The sequence below is a fragment of the Acidimicrobiales bacterium genome, from assembly GCA_035531755.1.
Lineage (GTDB): Bacteria > Actinomycetota > Acidimicrobiia > Acidimicrobiales > UBA8190 > DATKSK01.
The window spans coordinates 23,168-40,284 of sequence record DATKSK010000071.1 but is presented as its reverse complement, the minus strand read 5'-3'; the positions used below and the strand labels follow the sequence as shown (position 1 = coordinate 40,284).

The following is a 17,117-nucleotide window of genomic DNA, read 5'->3' as shown; positions in this document are numbered from 1 at the left end:
AGAGGTCGTTGACCAGGACTTCTGGCGTCCAGGCCACCTCATGTGGGACGGGTGGCGGCGTGGCGCAGGCCCCGAGGGGGTCAGTGCGCGCCGGAAGTGGTGAGCGCGACACGGACCGCTACGATCCAGTGGCGATCGCGCACCCGCACCGACCACCGGGGATCCTCGGCGACCAGCCCGGCCAGAGGCTCGGACCGGGGCCACAGGACGGCGGCCACTCCGTACCGGGCGAGGACGGCCTGCCAACCCTCGTGGCCGTCGAGCAGGACGCCGTAGTCGCGCTCGACGGCAGGGGGGAAGACGTCGACCCGGTCGTCGACGAAGGCACGCGCCCGGGCTCCGAAGCGGAATTCCAGGTAGTTGCCGACGTAGTCGGGTGTGGCCACGCGACCCGGGACGAGGCCGTGGCGCTGCATCCACGACACCTCGCTGACCGGGTAGGCCGACAGGTCGTAGGCGGGGCGGTGCACGGCCCCGGCCACCATGGCGGCACCGAGCACCGCCAGCGCCCCGAGGCCGGCCGCCGGCAGCAGGCCGCGGCGCGTGCCGTCGAGCTGCCCGAGGCCCGTGAGGCCCCGCGCCAGGACGGGGGTGACGACCAGGGCGGCCACCGGGACGTTGCGCGAGGCCTCGAGGGCGGCCGCGGCGAAGACCACCGTCACGAGCACGTCCTCGATCGAGCCGCGGCGCGCCACCAGGAGCACGACGGCCAGGAGCACCGCCGCCAGGAAGGCGCCGTTCACCGGGTCCGAGAAGGTCGGTGACTGCCATTCCGCGACGTGGGCGAACGCCTGGTGGTGCGTGAGCACCGTCAGCGGGTAGTCGAGCAGGCGCAGGCCGAGGGGGTTCGCCGCCCCCAGGACCACCCCACCGGCGGTGGCGCCGAGGAGGCGGGGGAGGCGCTCGAGCGCGGCGCCGTCGGCGCGCCGCCCGGCGATGCGCACCACGAGGTAGACGAGGGCGAGGGGCCAGCTCCCGTGCACGTTGACCCACACCCACATGAGCGGCACGAGCAACCACGGCGAGCCGCGGCCCGTCTCGGTCATGGCGATGAGGGCCCCGAAGAGCACCAGAGCGATGAGCAGCGGTCGCGACGTCCAGTAGCCCGATCCCACCGCCAGGAGGCCGCCGGCGGCGACGATCCGACCCGGGAGTTGGCGCGCCGGCCGCGTGAGCACCCAGGCCAGGGCACCGAGGCCAGCGCCCAGGGCGGCGTGCAGCACCTGCAGGCCGTGCCCACCGGCGGCCCGCTCGACGACCCCGAAGAGCACCGAGGCCAGCCACGACTCCACCACCCACGGCCGGCCGTGGGCGGTGAAGGTGTAGGGGTCGGTGGTGGGGACCCCGTGGGCGAGGATCAGGCGCCCGGTGGCGACGTGGGTCAGGTACGAGTTGTCGTGGAGGCGCAGCAGGCCGACGCCGAGGCCCCAGAGGGCGAACGCGCCACCGAAGACGGTCGACACCCGTGGCGAGCGCACGGGCCGGTTCTAGCCGTCAGCCCCCGCGGAAGGCGTGATAGATGCCCAGGACGGCCGGGCCGGCGATGATGACGAACAGCGCCGGCATGATGCAGAAGACCATGGGGAAGAGCATCTTCACCGGCGCCTTCTGCGCCTGCTCCTGGGCGAGCTGGTGGCGCCGGACGCGCATCTCGGCGGCCTGGCTGCGCAGGATGGCGCCCACCGACACCCCGAAGGTGTCCGCCTGCAAGATGGCCAGGACGAACGACTTCAGCTCGGGGATCTCGGTCCTGGCGTCCAAGGCGTTGAGGGCGTCGGCCCGGCTCGAGCCGGCCCGCATCTCGCCGAGCATGCGCGAGAACTCCTCCGACAGGGGGCCGGGGACCATCGTCACCGTCCGGGCCAGCGCCTGCTCGAAGCCGAGGCCGGCCTCCACGCTGATCGTGAGCAGGTCGAGGACGTCGGGGAGCTTCCTGCGGATGGCGAAGCGGCGGTCGGCCACGACCCGGTTGAGCCAGGCGTCGGGCCCGACGGCGCCGGCCACGCCGATGAACACGATCACGGCCATGAGGGTGGTCCCCGCCAGCGACGTCATCTTCCACACCACGAGCCACAGCACGGGGATGGCCACCACCGACAGCACCCGCACGACCAGGAAGCGGTCGACCTCCTCCGGCGACCCGCGCCCGGCCAGGACGAGCTTGTGGCGCAGCTTGTCGACGTACTCGGTCGGCAGGAAGCGCTTCAGGAGGCCGACGACCATCTCGCCGGTGGGCCGCAGCACGCGCTGGGCGAAGGGCTCTTTGAGATCCTCCTCGCGCTTGACGAGGGTCGACTCGTAGTCCCCCAGCCGGACGCGCGCGGCGCGCACGCTCAGGCGCTCGTCCGCCTTCATGGCGGCCGCGTAGGTGAGCAGCCCAGCGGTGACAAAGATGGTGATGGCAGCCAAGATCAGCATGTCAGACCTCGATGTCCACGAGCTTGCGCAGCCACAGGATGCCGCCCAGGCCGAGCACGATCGAACCGTAGAAGAGGATCTCGCCGAAGGCCTCGTGCAGCAGCGGGCTGATGTACGTGGGGTTCACGGCGTAGACGAAGAGGCCGATGACGACCGGCAGCACCGAGATCACGACGGCGCCGATCCGTCCTTCGGCGGTCAGCGTGCGCGCTTCGCGCCGCAGCCGGGCCCGGGCGTTCATGGTGTCGGCCACGATGTCGAGGAGCTCGGCCAGGTTGCCGCCGACCTCGCGCTGGATCCCGATGGACGTGACCACCCACTCGAAGTCGTCACTGCGGACGCGCTGGGCCACCTCGGTGAGCGCCTCCACGAGCGGCCGGCCCAGCCGGGCCTCGGCCACGACGTGGCGGATCTCCTTGCCGATGGGGTCGTCGAGCTGGCGCGACACGGTGTCCAGGCCCTGCAGGATCGAGAACCCCGAGCGCAGCGTCGTGCCGAGCAGCTGGAGCATGTCCGGGAGCTGGGCCGTAAAGGCCTGGGTGCGCCGCTTGGCCAGCGTGGAGAGCGCCACCCACGGGATGACGCCCACCGCCCCGAGGGCCACGAGGCCCCAGAAGGGGCTCCCGAGGAGCAGGCCGAAGGCGCCACCCAGGACGACGGCGACCACGTAGACGAACAGGCCCTCGGCGGGCCGGATGGGCAGGTCGGCCTGGTCGAGCAGGCGCTTCAGGAGCTGAAGGAGGCCCTTGCGCGAGGCGAAGTCGGCGAGGCCCGCCACGGCGCGCTGCATCCACGGGCTCTCCACGAACTCCGAGCCCCCGCCGGTGGACACGCCGGGCTGGGACATCCCCCCCACGCTGTACGGCGCCAGCGCCTCGGTCAGCCGGCGCGGGCGCTCGCGCAGCGCCACCGAGACGACGCCCCACACCAGCAGGGCGGCCGCCGGCCCCACGAGGATGGCGACGAGGATCTTCACCGCCGGGCCACCCGCACGCGAGCGAACTCCTCGGCCTGGAAGAGCTCAGGGTCGAGCTTCATGCCGGCGTCCTCCAGCTTGTCGGCGAAGTGCGGCCGGATGCCCAGCGACTTGAGCGTCCCCTTGTAGCGGCCCTGCTCGTCCATGCCGGCGGAGAAGTCGAACATGAAGAGGTCCTGCATGATGATCACGTCCCCCTCCATGTGCTGCACCTCGGAGACGTGGGTGACCCGTCGGGTGCCGTCACGCAGGCGCGACAGGTGCACGACGAGGTCGATGGCCGAGGACATCTGCTCCCGGATGACCCGGATGGGCAGATCGAACCCGGCCATCAGCGTCATGGTCTCGATGCGCGACAGGGTGTCGCGCGGACCGTTGGAGTGGATCGTGGTGAGCGAGCCGTCGTGGCCGGTGTTCATGGCCTGGAGCATGTCGAGCGCCTCGCCGCTGCGGCATTCCCCGACGATGATGCGGTCCGGGCGCATACGGAGGCTGTTTCGCACGAGGTCGCGGATGGTGATCTCCCCCCGGCCCTCGATGTTGGGCGGGCGGGCCTCCAACGACGCCACGTGCTCCTGGCGGAGCTGCAGCTCCTTGGAGTCCTCGATGGTGACGATGCGCTCGTCGGTGGGGACGAACGACGACAGCACGTTGAGCAGCGTCGTCTTCCCGGCGTCGGTGCCGCCCGACACGATGATGTTCAGGCGGCCGACCACGCACGCCTCGATGAAGCGGGCGAGCGCGGGTGTGAGCGTCATGTTCGTGATGAGGTCCTCGACCTGGAGCGGGTCCTTGGAGAACTTCCGGATCGTGAGGAATGGTCCCCCGATGGCGAGGGGGTGGATCACGGCGTTCACCCGGGAGCCGTCGGGCAGCCGGGCGTCGACCATCGGCGACGCCTCGTCCACGCGCCGGCTCACCTCGCCGACGATCTTGTCGATGACCCGCCGCAGGTGGGCCTCGTCGATGAAGGTGGCGGAGGCCTGCTGGATCTTGCCGTGGCGCTCGATGTAGATCCTGTCGGGCCCGTTGACCATGACCTCGGAGACCTCGGGGTCCTCGAGGTAGGCCTGGATCGGCCCGTAGCCGAGGATGTCGTTGGCGATGTCCTCGCCGAGCCGGGCCTTGTCGGCGAGCGACAGCGGCGTCGACTCGTCGGCCAGGGCGGCCTGGAGGTGGGCGTTGACCCGCGGCCGCAGGTCCTTCGCCGTCAGGCGTCCTTGGGACAGCTCGGGGCCGAGCTCCTCGATGAGGCGCTGGTGCACCCGGAGGTGCACCTCCTCGAGGAGCCGGGACCGGGCCTCCTCGGTCGTGAGGAAGCTGCCGGCCTTGCGCAGGTGGTCGGAAAGGGTCATCGGGTTCCCCTACACGCTCTGTCGGGACTGCGCCGTCGCCGGCGCAGCGGTCATCAATGAGTCGGCGAGGCTGTCGATGCTCTTTGCGAACTTGGAACGGGGCGCGCTCGTCACGACCGGCACCCCGCGGTTGACCGATTCCGCCACGAGGATGTCGCTCGGCAACGCGGCATCCACCTTCAGCTGCAGCGCCCGTTCGGCGTCCGCCTCGGTGAGCCCCACCCGGGTGTTCGCCCGGTTCAGCACGAACTTGACCCGCGAGAACGGGATCCCGAGCACGCGCATGGTCTGCATGCCCACCCGGGCGCTCTTCAGGCTCATGACGTCGAGGCCGGCCATCACCAGGATGTCGTCGGCCGCCTCGAGGGCGGCGAGGGTCACCTCGGCGAAGTTGGCGGACGTGTCGACGACGATGTAGGCGCACCGCTCACGCAGCACCGACAGCACCCGCGTGATGTCGGCCTTCCCGATCTGGTCCGCCGAGCTCGGCTCGGTCGGGGCCGCCAGCACCAGGAGCCCGCTCGGCGGGTGGCGCAGCAGCAGGTTCTCGAGCAGCGTGCCGTCGAGGCGGTCGCCCGCCTGGGCGGCTTCGGCGATGGTGTGCGTGGGCTGCAGCTGGAGCATGAGCGCCACGTCGCCGAACTGCAGATCGGCGTCGACGAGGACGACCGGCTGGATGGTCTTCTTGGCCAGGGCGACGGCGAGGTTGATGGCCACCACCGACTTCCCGGTGCCACCCTTGGTGCAGAACACGGAGATGATCCGTCCCGGCGAGCTCGCACTCGGCCCCGGGGCGACGGTCGCCGTCCTCCCAGCCTCGCGGGCCGTGACGCGTGCCGAGGCCCGCCCGATGGCGTCGAGCAGCTCGGCGTCCTCGGCCGAGACGGCCACGACGTCGACGACGCCGGCCCGCAGGGCCTGCTGCAGGACGTCCGCGGTGAGCTCGTAGACGACCATGATGGCGTCGCAGCGGGGTCGGAAGGCGATGAGCCCGGCGACCTGCGGGATCACCTCGTCGGGCGACTCCGAAGGTCCGAAGATGACGACGCCGGGTCGTGACGGGTCCGTCGAGTCGGTGAACGCGGCGAGGTTCGCGTAGGCGACGACGCCGCTGTCGAGGTCCCGCACGTGGTCGGCGAGGACGCCCCGGACGGTGTCGTCCGGGTCGACCACGCTGATGACCACGTCTCCGACGTGCTCGACGTCAGCCGTAGCTGCTGCATTGGTCATCGGTCAGCTCGAGGTCTGCGGGCCGCTGAGGATCCCGTCCGGGGTGACCGCCGGGATGGACACGACCGGGTTCCCCGGTGGGACGAGCAGCATGTAGATGCCCATGGCCTGCTGCTCCGCCAGAGCGATGCGAGCGGCGTCCGAGGGACTGACGGCGAAGGTGAACAGTCCGCTCGACGGGTTGGCGGTGGTGGCGGCCGTCTGGGTGGCGTTCTGGGCGTTGGTGTTGGTGTTGGCGGTGGTGCTCTGCCCGATGGCCAGGATCGGCACGTTCTGGAGCAGCGGACTCTCGGTGTTGTTGACCGAGATCAGCAGGTCGACCTTGTCACCTGGGACCGGGAGCCCCGCCACCCCGTGGACCTGGTCGACAGACACCGTGACGGCGACGTTGCCGGCCGGGATGATCTGAGAGAAGGTGTTGGCTGCCGCGATCGGGCTGACGAACATGGAGGTCACCACGACCTGCCCCACCGAGAAGGGGGCGTCGGCCTCCTTGCCCTGCAGAGCCGCCAGACTCGTCACGGCCGCAGTCGGGCGGAACTCGGCGGGGACGCTCTTCTTCTGGACGTAGCCCCCGTTGACGGCATCGGTCCACGTCAGCATGCGTGGGATGGGCTTGGCGACGACGTACGCGGGCACCAGCTTGGCGTTGTGATATGCGCGCTGCTGGGCACCGTTCAGAAAGATGTAGCTCAGCACCGAGGCCAAAACCCCGACAGCCACGGCGACGGCGACTACGACCGTCCGCTTGGGTGTCATTCCGCGTCCCCCCTCGTTGCACGCCGGGCCAGAATCGGGCCTGCCGCCTTTGTCGGCGCCGGTCGAGGTCCACCGCAGTGGACTGGTCGAGGCCCAGTGTGCGCGCCCGCGAGCACCATTGACAATGACGTGAGGGCCAATTGAGTCGCAGGTCCTACTGGCAATCTCCCGCTCGTCGTCTGGTTGTTCGCGGGCATTTGGGTCGACGGACCTATGGCCACCCACGTGGAGAGAACGGGATACTTCTCACAGGGATCGCCGGTCCCGACGGAGGCCCTGGGGGGATGTGGCGCCGCGAAAGTCCCCCGGCTCGCGTGAGCGGGCGGCCGGTCGAGAACCTGTCGGTCCCACGGTGCCGGCCACCCGGGGTGCGAGGCGTGCCCGAGTGACGGGTGCGGTACGCCATGGACCACATGTCGTGAACAGATACGGAGAAGATGGTGCCCAGGAGAGGCCTCACCGTTCTCGCCGCCGTCGCCTTCGGCGCGGTGGCAAGCGCGGCCGCGCACAGCGAGGCCACCTCGACCCAACAGAAGGCGTTCAAGAACTCGAAGCTCGAGTCCGTGTACGTCCTGAAGGGGATCGTGCCTCGGGACGAGAGTGGCGCCGCGGCCGCCTCTCAGGGCCTGCTCGAAAAGACGCAGATGCCGAGCCAGTTCGTACCGGTCGGAGCGGTGACCGACCTGTCCGCCATCGCTGCGCGGGTGGCGGGCTCGGACCTGCCCACGGGCGAAGTCGTCGTCGGTGGGATGTTCGTGTCCGCCGCCGACAATCCAGGCGCCGCCGCCGGCTTGCTGCCCCGGGGCGAGGTCGCCGTCACGGTGTCGGTCTCCCAGGCCCAGGGCGTGGCCGGACTGATCCAGCCCGGGGACAGGGTGGACATCCTCCTCGACCTCCCCGGCGCCCAGGAGGCCACCCTGTACCGATCGGTCGCGGTCCTGGCCGTCGGCACCGCGCTCCAGCCGCCTCCGGGTGTGGCCGCGGGCGCGGTCCGGACGACGGCCACGGCCCCGTCCGGATCCGAGAGTCAGGCGAACGCCGTCGCCGCCGCCACCGAGCTCATCACCTTCGCCGTCTCTCCGGCGGCCGCCGCGCACATCGCGCCGGCCAAGAGTGACAGCGGGGGAGTGGTCCCGGGGGTGTACCTCGCGCTCGACGCGCCCGGCAATGCACCGGCATCGGAGTCGACGATCACGATCCCCGGCTCGGGCATCGTCCCCGGGGCGGCCACGGGCTCGCCGGCCGTCACGACCACGACCACGACCCTCCACAAGGCGACGCCGCCGAGTCAGGGTGGAGGACCCGGTGCACCGACGCCCTGACAGCCCGGAGCCCGGCGGCCTCGGTCCGGTCCACGCTGCGCCGGCGCCCGACAGGCGCCGCCGCGGCCGTGACGAAGCAGGTCAGGCACTCATCGAGTTCGTTCTGGTGCTGCCGGTGGTGGCACTGCTCATGGGCGTCGCCTTCAACGGCTGGAGCGGGTTGCAGCTCACGATCCGCCTCACCAGCGCGGCGCGCGCCGGCGCCATCCAGGCCGCCAGCGACCTGGCCGCCCACCCGACCCAGACGCAGACCGCCTGGAACGACGCCACGACGGCCGTCAACCAGGAAGAAGGCGCCACCAACCTCTACCAGAACACCAACCGCGCCGCCGACGGCTACGTGAGCATGTCGGAGACGACCAGCACCACGGGTGGAGTGACGATCAACGAGGTCACGGTCACCATCTCTCGGGTGTCGGTCACGCTGGTTCCCATCGCGAAGAACATCGGCGTCAGCGCCCACGCAACTGCGAGGTATTCATGAAGCGCATCGCTCCCGAGCGGGCGGACGGCGAGAGCGGCGCCATCCTGGTGATCTTCGCCATCGCCATGGTCGTGCTGGTGGGGATCGCGGCGATCGCCGTGGACGGTAGCTTCGGGTTCGTCCAGAACCGCCGGGCCCAGAACGCCACCGACCTCGCTGCCTTCGCCGCCGCCCAGCAGCTCGACAGTTCCACGTACTGCAACGGGACGGCCGTCCCTTCCACGCAGCAGATCGCGGCGATCATCCAGCGCTTGGTCGACGACAACGACGCCGGTGTCGGGACCAACTGGAACGCACAGTTTCTCTACGCCAACGGGCAGGCGATTCCCGGCTCCACGTTCACGGCGAGCACGTACTCGACGCAGCCCCCGCCGGGCGCCTGTGGCGTGAGTATCAGCGCCGCACCGGTGTGGGCCCCCTTCTTCGCCGGGATCTTCGGAGTCCACCAGTTGAAGGGGTACGCATCGGGCTCGGTCTCCACGTCTCAGCAAGGTACGCCCATCGGGATCGTGGCCCTCAACGAGGTGGGGCCGCACGAGGTCCTGGGCGGTGGCACCGGTAACTTCGTCGTCTCAGGCAACATCTTCCTCAACACCAACGTGAAGAACCAGCCGTGGACCTCGTCGTCGGGCGGCGTGGAATGGGACGACGCCGTCGACGCCAAGGCCAACAGCAACCTGTACGTCTTCGGCACCATCGACAGCAACGGCGGCACCTTCAACGGCCAGCATCTGTGGCCGCTCGATTGGTGCTTCAACGGCTCCCCGCCCATGCCCGGGAGTGCCACCGGTGGCCCCACGTACCAAGGTGGCAACCCGCCGAACCCGTCCCCGTTGGTCGAGCCTCCGTGCTCGGAGGGATCGGTGAAGGTCGCGTACAACGCCATCGACAACTCGAAGGCCCAGATCACCGACCCTCTGACGGGATCCGGCGCTCCCGCCAACCCGCTCGGTGGCGCCAACATCGCCTGTCCGGGGATGGGCATGCAGGTCTACTCGAGCGTGTCGCGCACGGCATCGCAGCTGCTTCCCGGTGAGTACACCAACCCGGTCGAGCTCACGGGCTCCCCCCATTTCGCGGACTGCTCCGGGTACTCGGGCGAGGGCGCGTATCCCGGCATCTACCGCTTCGACCAGGGGCTGTGGATCAACCCCGCACCCGGCAACGCCGTGACGGGATCCAACGTCGTGATCGCCACCGAGCAGCCGTATCCCATGGGTGGCAACACGCTCAACGGTACGACGGCGCCCGGCAACGGCGCACCGTGCCTGCCGGCGCTCACCATGGCGAGTGCCGTCAACGGGGGGCAGTCCGAAGTGACGTCCAACGTGTGCGGTGGGACCAGCCCGACGACCTACGGGGTCGTGGCGTACACCGACTCGCCCATCAACCAGGACCCCAACATCTGGGGGACGGGCAACAACTTCTCCCTCATGGTCGGCGGTGGGCCGAACACCACGGTCACCCTGAGCGGGCCGATCACGGGGCCCTACGCGGGCAGCAACGGCTCGGCGGGCCTGGTCTTCTACCAGGACCCCAACACCCAGGCCAACTACGGGTTCGACGCCGGAGCGGGTGACGCTGCCAACATCGACCTCACGGGCGTGGTGTACAACGCTTCGCTGTCGAACTACGGGCAGAACGCCCCCCTCGATTACTGGGACGGAAGGGTCGGCGGCGTGCCCTTCTACGCCGGCGGCACCTTGCAGACCGGCTACGGGACCGGGTGGACCGGGCCCGCGGCGCCCACACCCTCGGCCGGCTCGGTCAAGATCACCGGCACCGCCATCGTCGACGACTTCAACACCGACGGGGCGACGACCATCACGATCCTGGGCGAGCCCTACACCCTGCCCGGCGGCGGCAAGCTGTCGCTCATCGGATGATGCGACTCCACCGCCACATCCGGGCCCGACGGCGCGACGAAGGTGGTGCCACGCTCGTCGAGTTCGCCCTCGTCGCGCCGATCGCCTTCATGCTGATCCTCGGGATCATCGCGGGCTGCTACCTCGCCTACCAGAACTCGGCGTTGCACGATGGTGCCACCGCGGGGGCGCGTGCCGCCTCGATCGAGACGTCGCTCGTGGCGCTCGGCCCGACCAACGCGGCGTGGGCGGTCGGGTCGACCACCGGGATGTACTGCGAGTCCGGTCTGCCCCTGCCGATAGAGAGGGCGGTGGCGGGCAACGCACCGCTCCTCAAGGTCAACCCCGCACCGTTGTGCGCCACGAGCAGCACCGCCACGCAGCTGACCCAGTCCCCGGCGATCGTGGGCGACGTCAACATCACGGTCACGTGCGGTGGGACGTGCGCCGCCCCGACCAGCACCGCCGTGGCGCTGGCGTTCAGCACCAAGGGCATCGCCGAGCCCCTCGGCATTACCTACAGCATGTCGGCGAACAGCCAGGTGCCGGTACTCAGCCCCTAGCGATGTCTCGACGCACCCGGCGTGCCCCGCGCACCCGGCGTGCCGGGCCGCGGGTCGGCACGCACCGATCGCAGCCATGCCCCGGTGCCGGCCACGACGAGCAGGTCGCGGGCGAAGAAGGTGAGCGTCAGGCTGACGGCGAAGGCGTGGCCCGGGACGTAGCCGAAATGCGTCGCCGAAGCGACGTAGGGGAACACGACGAGGTTGGCGGCCGACGCCAGGAGCCATGACACCCGGAGCCGGTACAGCGCCCACAGCGGCATCAGCCAGATGAGGTACTGCACCGACAGGACCTTCGACCCGAGCACCGCCAGCGTCAGGGTGGCCAGGCAGGCAGCTTCCAGGGGGAGGCGGCCGCGCGCCTGCGCCCACCACGTCCACAGGCACCCGGCGAGCGCGGCGAGCTCGAGAGCGGTGCCGAGGCCTGCGGTGACCGAGCTGACCACGTTGACGCTGTGGAAGCTGGCCACCCAGGACGTGCCGTGCCAGTCGAGGAGCACCGACAGCCCTGCCGGCAGGCTCCCCATCTCGGTGGGGCGGTGCAGGTAGTAGTGCACGACGTTCAGGACCGCGCCGCGGTCGAGGAGGGCGGGGACGCCGGCCACGAGCACCGCCGATCCGGCCACCCACCACAGCCGGCGCGCCGGTACCCGCCCCGTCGTGCGCCACTCGGCGATGAGGAACACGGGCCAGAACGCCGCGGGGAAGAGCTTCAGCGCGACCCCGACGGTGCTCCACGTCCACGCCGCCGACCACCGGTCCCGGCGCGCGGCGCGCAACGACAGGAAGGCGGCGGCCGTGGCGAAGATGTCGTAGCGCCCGGCGAGGACCATCACCGAGCCGATGGCGAGGTAGATGATCAGGCGGCCCGCGTTGCGGGCGTCCCACCCGGGGATCCCCGATCGCTCGTAGCCCGTCGCCAGGACGAGGAGGGTGACGCCGGCCAACAACGCGAACGCCCACGGGTAGGCCACGGGGAGGAGCAGGGGGGCGAGGAAGACCACGAGCGCGGGCGCGGGGTACTCGGCCGGCAGACGGTGCAGGAGCGGGGCGCGCAGGGCGGCATGGGCGTAGCGCTCGTACTCCGTCACGTCGAAGGGATGGAGGTACACGGTCGTCACGACGGCGGCGAGGAACCACAGCACGAGGGTCGGCAGCACCACCGGCCGACCCCGCTCGACGAGGTCGCGCCCGGCCGCGACGAGCCGCTCCCGCCGCCCGGGCGCGGTGGACACCGACGCCGGTGCCGGTGCCGGTGTCGGTGCCGGTGCCGGGGCCGGTTTCGGGGCCGGGCCCGGGCCCGGGCCCGGGGTCACGTCGTGCACCCGCCGCCGGGACGGTAGAAGGAGGCCAGGGTGGGGGCGTGCGCCGTGCCCGTCCCCGACGAGCCCGGGCGCGGGGCGTCGGGCTGGCCCGGTTCGCACAGGTCGGCGACCTCGCCCTCGAACGCCGGCAGGGCCCCGAGCATCGACGTGGGGCCATGGGCCAGGACGTAGCGAGCCGCCCATTGCAGGGGCACGTCGGCGAACCAGCCGCGGCCGTAGGGGTTCACGGTGGCCTCCACCACCTCGTGCGACAGGGCGTACGCGGGCGACACGTACGCCGGCACCGCCCGACAGGCCGGCCGGGCCCGGCAGGAGGACAGGCCCCAGGAGGCGAAGCCGCCGCTGAGCCCTGTCACCGCCAGCCCGTCGGGGCGGCCCGCCCATGGCACCGAGCCGTGGACCGAGACGCCGCCGAGCTCGTAGGGCACGGCGGGGTCGAGCCACAGGGCCACGAGGGCGTCGCGGGGGAGGACCGACGGAAGGGCGACGGCCGGTGCGCCGGGGCAGGGGAGCAGGTGCCGGTGCCCGGCCAGGACGAGGTGGACCTCGTCGGGGAACACGCCCACCGCGGTGCTCGAGGCGGCCCCGGGCTCGGTCGGCGGCCCGGGGTCGATCCAGCAGCCGCCGTCGGCGAACGCCCGCACGCCGAAGCCGGCATGGACGACGGCCGCGCCCCAGCGAGACGTGGGCAGCCCCCGCTGGAACGCCACCGCCTGCGCCAGGGCCGGGGGCCCCGGGGTGCTGTCCCAGACCGGGCCCCAGAACACCTGGTAGAGCACGGGCCGGTCGAGGACCTGCCCGGCATGCGCCGCCGGGGCCGGCCGTCCCCCGGCGAGCGCCGCCCCGTCGACGACCACGGAGGCGCCGCCCAGCGTGACGAGCCCCGACCCGACGACCACCGAGGCCATGGCGGCAGCGATGGACCGCCATCCGGCCGGGGAGGGGCGCTGCACGAGCACGGCCAGGAGGCGGTGGACGCCCGCCAGTCCGGCGGCGACGGCCCCCGCGATGGCCACGTCCCAGTACCACGGTCGCAGGAACATCGTCGTGACCAGGACGACGACGGCACTCGAGGCGCCGAGCCACCGCAGCACAAAGGCGCTCGACTCCCGGGAGCGGCCGTGGTCGTCCCGGACCAGGACCCACACGGTGCCCCCGGCGCCGACCACGGCCACCAGGGCGACGATGCCCAGGATGTGCCCGGTCACGAGGGCCCGGCCCCCGGGCTGCGGCCGGTCGGGGGTGCCCCCGGGACCTGGCGGCCGGCGGGTGCCATGGGGCCCGGGAGGTCCCCGGTCGCGGGCGCCCCGCCCTGGCCCGGCCCGCCCGGATGCGCCCGCGTGACCATGACGCGCCACTGTCGCCGCAGGGTGCCCCGTTGTCCAGCATCCCCCGGGGGCGTTGATCCGCCACCGGTCTGGACATATGATCCAGTGAATCGGACAACTGTCCGATTCACTGGAGGTACGTCCGCCCCATGGAGCTCGCCCCGATAGACCTGACCGACTCGCGCAACTTCGTCGACGGGGTGCCCTACGAGTGGTTCGCCCACCTGCGCCGGAATGCGCCCGCCTACTGGCACGAGGAGGCCGACGGCCCGGGGTTCTGGGCCATCACCCGCCACGAGGACTGCGTGACGGTCAACCGGGACGCGCAGCGCTTCTCGTCGTACCGCAAGGGCACCTTCTTGTGGGAGACCCCCGAGGAGCAGCTCGAGCAGCAGCGCCTGATGATGGTGACCATGGACCCGCCCCTGCACACGCGCTACCGGCGGCTCGTGAACAAGGGCTTCACACCGCGGATGATCGGGGAGCTCGAGCAGCGCATCCACGGTGTCGCCGACGAGATCATCGACCGGGTGTGCGAGGCGGGCTCGGCCGACTTCGTCATCGACGTCGCCGCCGAGCTCCCGCTCGTCGTCCTGGCGGAGCTCCTCGGTGTGCCGCCCGAGGACCGGATGAAGATGTTCGACTGGTCCAACCGGATGATCGGCCGTGAGGACGCCGAGTACCAGGGACAGGAGGTCGTGGCCGAGGAGAACGCGGCGCTGGCGGCCGCCGAGCTCTTCGGGTATGCGGCCGCGCTCTACGAGCAGAAGCGGCTCGACCCCCGCAACGACCTGATGAGCGTGCTCACGCAGGTCGAGCTGGAGGGTGAGCAGCTGTCGGAGCTCGAGCTCGACCTGTTCTTCATGCTGTTGGCGGTGGCCGGCAACGAGACCACGCGCAACCTCATGTCGGGCGCGATGGTGGCGTTCTCCCAGTTCCCCGACCAGTGGGCGCGCCTGCGCGAGGACCGCTCGCTGTTGCCCTCGGCCGTCGAGGAGATGCTCCGGTTCGTCACGCCCGTCATGAACTTCCGGCGCCAGGCCACGCAGGACGTCGAGCTCGGCGGCGAGCGGATCAACGAGGGCGACAAGGTCGTCTTCTTCCACGTCTCGGCCAACCGGGACGAAGCGGTGTTCGAAGACCCCGACCGCTTCGACATCGGCCGCAAGCCCAATCCCCACATGGCGTTCGGAGGCGGGGGACCGCACTTCTGCCTGGGCGCCAACCTGGCCCGCATGGAGATCGTCGTGATGTTCGAGCACCTGCTCGACCGCCTGCCGGACATCCACGTCGACGGCGACGTGGAGCGGCTCCAGTCGAACTTCATCAACGGGGTCAAGCACCTGCCGGTGGCGTTCTCCCCGACGGAGCGGGCCGGGGCCCGCTGACGTGGCCCGGAGCGCGCCCGCCGAGCTGAGGGCCATCATCCGCGACTTCCGCCGGGACCAGATCATCGACGTGGCGCGGCGCCTCTTCGGCGAGCGCGGCACCACCGAGGTCCCGATGGACGAGATCGCCACCGAGGCGGGGGTGGCGAGGTCGACGCTCTACGTGTACTTCGCCAATCGGGACGAATTGCTGCGGGCGTGCTTGCAGCGCATGCACACGCTCCTGCTCGATGCCGTGGTGGCGTCGTGGGAGGACGACGGCGACCCCGTCGACCGCCTTCGGACGCTCGTCGTCGGCATGCTGGAGCGCATCGACGACAACCCGGCGTTCTTCCGCCTGGCCTTGGCGACACAGGGGGCGCCCAGTCAGCTCGGCTCCACGGTCGGAGCCGAGCTCGACCTCATCGGCCTCGACGTCGCCGGCCTCATCAGGGACGTGATCGAGCAGGGTACCCGGACCGGCGACTTCCGCCTGGTCGATCCGGACAAGGCCATGACGTTCGTGGGCCAGCAGCTCTACGGGGCCATGTCGGTCCGGGCCGCCGACCCCGCCCCCGACCCCATCGACCTTGCCGCCGACGAGCTGATTGCCTTCATGCTGCACGGGCTGGCCGGTCCGTCCGTCGGTGCCGGGCGTGTGGAAGGCCCGGCACCCACCGCCCCTGGCGCCCCTTCCGCCCCGGACGGCTGACGGGGCACACGCTCGGGGCGGGCCGGCGGGGTCGACGGCCGGGCGGCAACCAGCGCACAATGGGCGCGATGGGTCGTCGCCGCACCAGAGCCGTCGCGTCGCGGGCCGCGTCCCCGGCGGCGGCGTCCTCCGGAGGTGCCCGGGACCTGACGGTCGTCGCCGTTCCCTTCTACTTCGCCACCATGGCTGCCGAGTACCTGTGGCGCCGGCGTCGGCGCCGGGCGGCGGTCGGGGGTCCCACCGCCGGCGACTACGAGCGCCGCGACACCCTGGCCAGCTTGGCCATGGGCGTCGGCAGCCTGGTGGCGCCCATGGTGGGGCAGAAGCTGCTCCGGCCGGTCACGCCGGGCCGCGGGCGCTACGGCCGCGGGCTCGTCATCGGGGCCCTGGGCGCGGTGGCGGTGACGACCGTGGCGGACCGGGTCGTCCGGCGCCTGGCCGACGACCCGGGCCGGGACCACGGCGCCCACCCGACCGCGCACGGCAGGGAAGCCACGCACCGCCGCGTCCCCCCTTCGGCGCCACGAGCGGCGCGCCGGGCCGCGGCGCTGCGAGCGGCCCGCTCCGTGGCGTCGGTCGGTGGCGTGGCCGCCGTCGTGACCGGGGGCGTGGCTGTGACCACGACGTGGGCATCGCGTACGACACCGGACCGGCTGTGGCGGCGGCGCCTGCTCCCCGACCTGGGGGTGGGCCCGCTGGCGCTGGCGGCGGCCATCGCGGCGTGGGACTTCGTCTACTACTGGGACCACCGCTTCATGCATTCGAGCCGGTACATGTGGTCGATCCACGTCGTGCACCACTCGAGCGAGCACTACAACCTGTCGACGGCGCTGCGCCAGCCCGTGGCCGAGGCCTTCGGGACGTTCGTCCCGTTCGGCGCGCTGTGCCTGTTCGGCATCCGTCCCGGGCTCGTGGAGACCGCCCGCGGGGTGAACCTCCTCTACCAGTACTGGATCCACACCGAGACCATCGGCCGGCTGGGCCCGCCCGAGGCCATCCTCAACACCCCGTCGCACCATCGGGTCCACCACGGGTCGAACCGGCAATACCTCGACCGCAATCACGGCAGCATCTTGATCGTGTGGGACCGCCTGTTCGGGACCTTCGAGCCGGAGGACGAGCCGGTCGTGTACGGGCTCACGAAGAACATCAACACGTTCAACCCGTTGCGCATCGCCACGCACGAGTACCGCGACATCCTGCGTGATGTGGCGTCCTCGACGAGTTGGGGCGAGCGCCTGTCGTACGTGGTGCGAGGCCCGGGCTGGGCCACACGACACCGGGCCGAGCTCGCGGCGACCGCCGGCGGGACCGACCCCGCCGGTGCACAGGACGGCGGCCTGCCCACCGGCGTGCCCGTGAGCGCCTGACCCCCGGGACGCTCACCGGCCTGTCGTCGTTCGCCCCGGCCAG

At 71.4% G+C, this 17,117-nt stretch carries 15 protein-coding genes; 7 read left to right on the top strand and 8 right to left on the bottom strand.

What is annotated here, in order from left to right; translation table 11 throughout:
• Positions 1 to 80: 80 nt before the first annotated feature.
• From VMV22_14165 to cpaB (VMV22_14140), 6 genes are read right to left on the bottom strand one after another with little or no spacing between them, the layout of a single operon-like run.
• Positions 81 to 1,478 carry a hypothetical protein gene (locus VMV22_14165; GenBank protein ID HUY23476.1) on the bottom strand — a complete coding sequence of 466 codons (1,398 nt, stop codon included), beginning with the start codon at positions 1,476 to 1,478 and terminating at the stop codon, positions 81 to 83.
• 16 nt (positions 1,479 to 1,494) lie between these two features.
• On the bottom strand, positions 1,495 to 2,418 hold the full coding sequence (locus VMV22_14160) for a type II secretion system F family protein (protein HUY23475.1): 924 nt from the start codon (positions 2,416 to 2,418) through the stop codon (positions 1,495 to 1,497).
• Between the two features lies 1 nt (position 2,419).
• On the bottom strand, positions 2,420 to 3,394 hold the full coding sequence (locus tag VMV22_14155; protein ID HUY23474.1) for a type II secretion system F family protein: 975 nt from the start codon (positions 3,392 to 3,394) through the stop codon (positions 2,420 to 2,422).
• Positions 3,391 to 4,749 (bottom strand): CpaF family protein, encoded by a 1,359-nt coding sequence (locus tag VMV22_14150; GenBank protein HUY23473.1) that lies wholly within the window; start codon positions 4,747 to 4,749, stop codon positions 3,391 to 3,393. The genes VMV22_14155 and VMV22_14150 overlap by 4 nt, the downstream gene beginning before the upstream one ends.
• Positions 4,750 to 4,758: 9 nt before the next feature.
• Positions 4,759 to 5,979 carry an AAA family ATPase gene (locus tag VMV22_14145; protein ID HUY23472.1) on the bottom strand — a complete coding sequence of 407 codons (1,221 nt, stop codon included), beginning with the start codon at positions 5,977 to 5,979 and terminating at the stop codon, positions 4,759 to 4,761.
• Between the two features lie 3 nt (positions 5,980 to 5,982).
• Positions 5,983 to 6,738, bottom strand: a complete 756-nt coding sequence (gene cpaB / locus VMV22_14140) for a Flp pilus assembly protein CpaB (protein HUY23471.1) — start codon at positions 6,736 to 6,738, stop codon at positions 5,983 to 5,985.
• Positions 6,739 to 7,178: 440 nt separating this feature from the next.
• Between cpaB (VMV22_14140) and cpaB (VMV22_14135) the strand changes: the two genes are divergently transcribed.
• The 4 genes from cpaB (VMV22_14135) to VMV22_14120 are packed head-to-tail and all read left to right on the top strand — an operon-like array spanning position 7,179 to position 10,972.
• Positions 7,179 to 8,060 (top strand): Flp pilus assembly protein CpaB, encoded by an 882-nt coding sequence (gene cpaB / locus VMV22_14135; protein HUY23470.1) that lies wholly within the window; start codon positions 7,179 to 7,181, stop codon positions 8,058 to 8,060.
• Positions 8,032 to 8,544: a TadE/TadG family type IV pilus assembly protein gene (locus tag VMV22_14130; GenBank protein ID HUY23469.1), complete on the top strand. Its 513-nt coding sequence runs from the start codon at positions 8,032 to 8,034 to the stop codon at positions 8,542 to 8,544. Before cpaB (VMV22_14135) ends, VMV22_14130 begins: the two co-directional genes overlap by 29 nt.
• A complete protein-coding gene (locus tag VMV22_14125; protein ID HUY23468.1) occupies positions 8,541 to 10,430 on the top strand; it encodes a Tad domain-containing protein in 1,890 nt (629 codons plus the stop codon). The genes VMV22_14130 and VMV22_14125 overlap by 4 nt, the downstream gene beginning before the upstream one ends.
• Positions 10,430 to 10,972, top strand: coding sequence for a TadE/TadG family type IV pilus assembly protein (locus tag VMV22_14120; protein ID HUY23467.1), 543 nt, complete (start codon positions 10,430 to 10,432; stop codon positions 10,970 to 10,972). The genes VMV22_14125 and VMV22_14120 overlap by 1 nt, the downstream gene beginning before the upstream one ends.
• Here the strand turns inward: VMV22_14120 and VMV22_14115 are convergent.
• Complete coding sequence (locus VMV22_14115; GenBank protein HUY23466.1) at positions 10,969 to 12,207, bottom strand: hypothetical protein; 1,239 nt, start codon at positions 12,205 to 12,207, stop codon at positions 10,969 to 10,971. The genes VMV22_14120 and VMV22_14115 overlap by 4 nt on opposite strands.
• Positions 12,208 to 12,284: 77 nt before the next feature.
• Positions 12,285 to 13,505 carry a hypothetical protein gene (locus VMV22_14110; GenBank protein HUY23465.1) on the bottom strand — a complete coding sequence of 407 codons (1,221 nt, stop codon included), beginning with the start codon at positions 13,503 to 13,505 and terminating at the stop codon, positions 12,285 to 12,287.
• A gap of 269 nt (positions 13,506 to 13,774) precedes the next feature.
• Between VMV22_14110 and VMV22_14105 the strand changes: the two genes are divergently transcribed.
• The 3 genes from VMV22_14105 (at position 13,775) to VMV22_14095 (ending at position 17,074) form a co-directional block, all read left to right on the top strand.
• Positions 13,775 to 15,013 carry a cytochrome P450 gene (locus tag VMV22_14105; GenBank protein HUY23464.1) on the top strand — a complete coding sequence of 413 codons (1,239 nt, stop codon included), beginning with the start codon at positions 13,775 to 13,777 and terminating at the stop codon, positions 15,011 to 15,013.
• A 1-nt stretch (position 15,014) separates the two neighbouring features.
• The gene (locus VMV22_14100; GenBank protein ID HUY23463.1) at positions 15,015 to 15,704 is read left to right on the top strand and encodes a TetR/AcrR family transcriptional regulator; all 690 of its coding nucleotides are present in this window, start codon (positions 15,015 to 15,017) and stop codon (positions 15,702 to 15,704) included.
• Between the two features lie 68 nt (positions 15,705 to 15,772).
• On the top strand, positions 15,773 to 17,074 hold the full coding sequence (locus VMV22_14095; GenBank protein HUY23462.1) for a sterol desaturase family protein: 1,302 nt from the start codon (positions 15,773 to 15,775) through the stop codon (positions 17,072 to 17,074).
• The last annotated feature ends 43 nt before the right edge of the window (positions 17,075 to 17,117 follow it).

Excerpts from the sequence above, each read along its gene's own strand:
- VMV22_14125 (HUY23468.1), top strand. The coding sequence starts at position 8,541 with ATGAAGCGCATCGCTCCCGAGCGGGCGGACGGCGAGAGCGGCGCCATC.
- VMV22_14095 (HUY23462.1), top strand. The coding sequence starts at position 15,773 with ATGGGTCGTCGCCGCACCAGAGCCGTCGCGTCGCGGGCCGCGTCCCCG.
- VMV22_14160 (HUY23475.1), bottom strand. The coding sequence starts at position 2,418 with ATGCTGATCTTGGCTGCCATCACCATCTTTGTCACCGCTGGGCTGCTC.
- VMV22_14150 (HUY23473.1), bottom strand. The coding sequence starts at position 4,749 with ATGACCCTTTCCGACCACCTGCGCAAGGCCGGCAGCTTCCTCACGACC.
- cpaB (HUY23471.1), bottom strand. The coding sequence starts at position 6,738 with ATGACACCCAAGCGGACGGTCGTAGTCGCCGTCGCCGTGGCTGTCGGG.
- VMV22_14105 (HUY23464.1), top strand. The coding sequence starts at position 13,775 with ATGGAGCTCGCCCCGATAGACCTGACCGACTCGCGCAACTTCGTCGAC.
- VMV22_14145 (HUY23472.1), bottom strand. The coding sequence starts at position 5,979 with ATGACCAATGCAGCAGCTACGGCTGACGTCGAGCACGTCGGAGACGTG.
- VMV22_14120 (HUY23467.1), top strand. The coding sequence starts at position 10,430 with ATGCGACTCCACCGCCACATCCGGGCCCGACGGCGCGACGAAGGTGGT.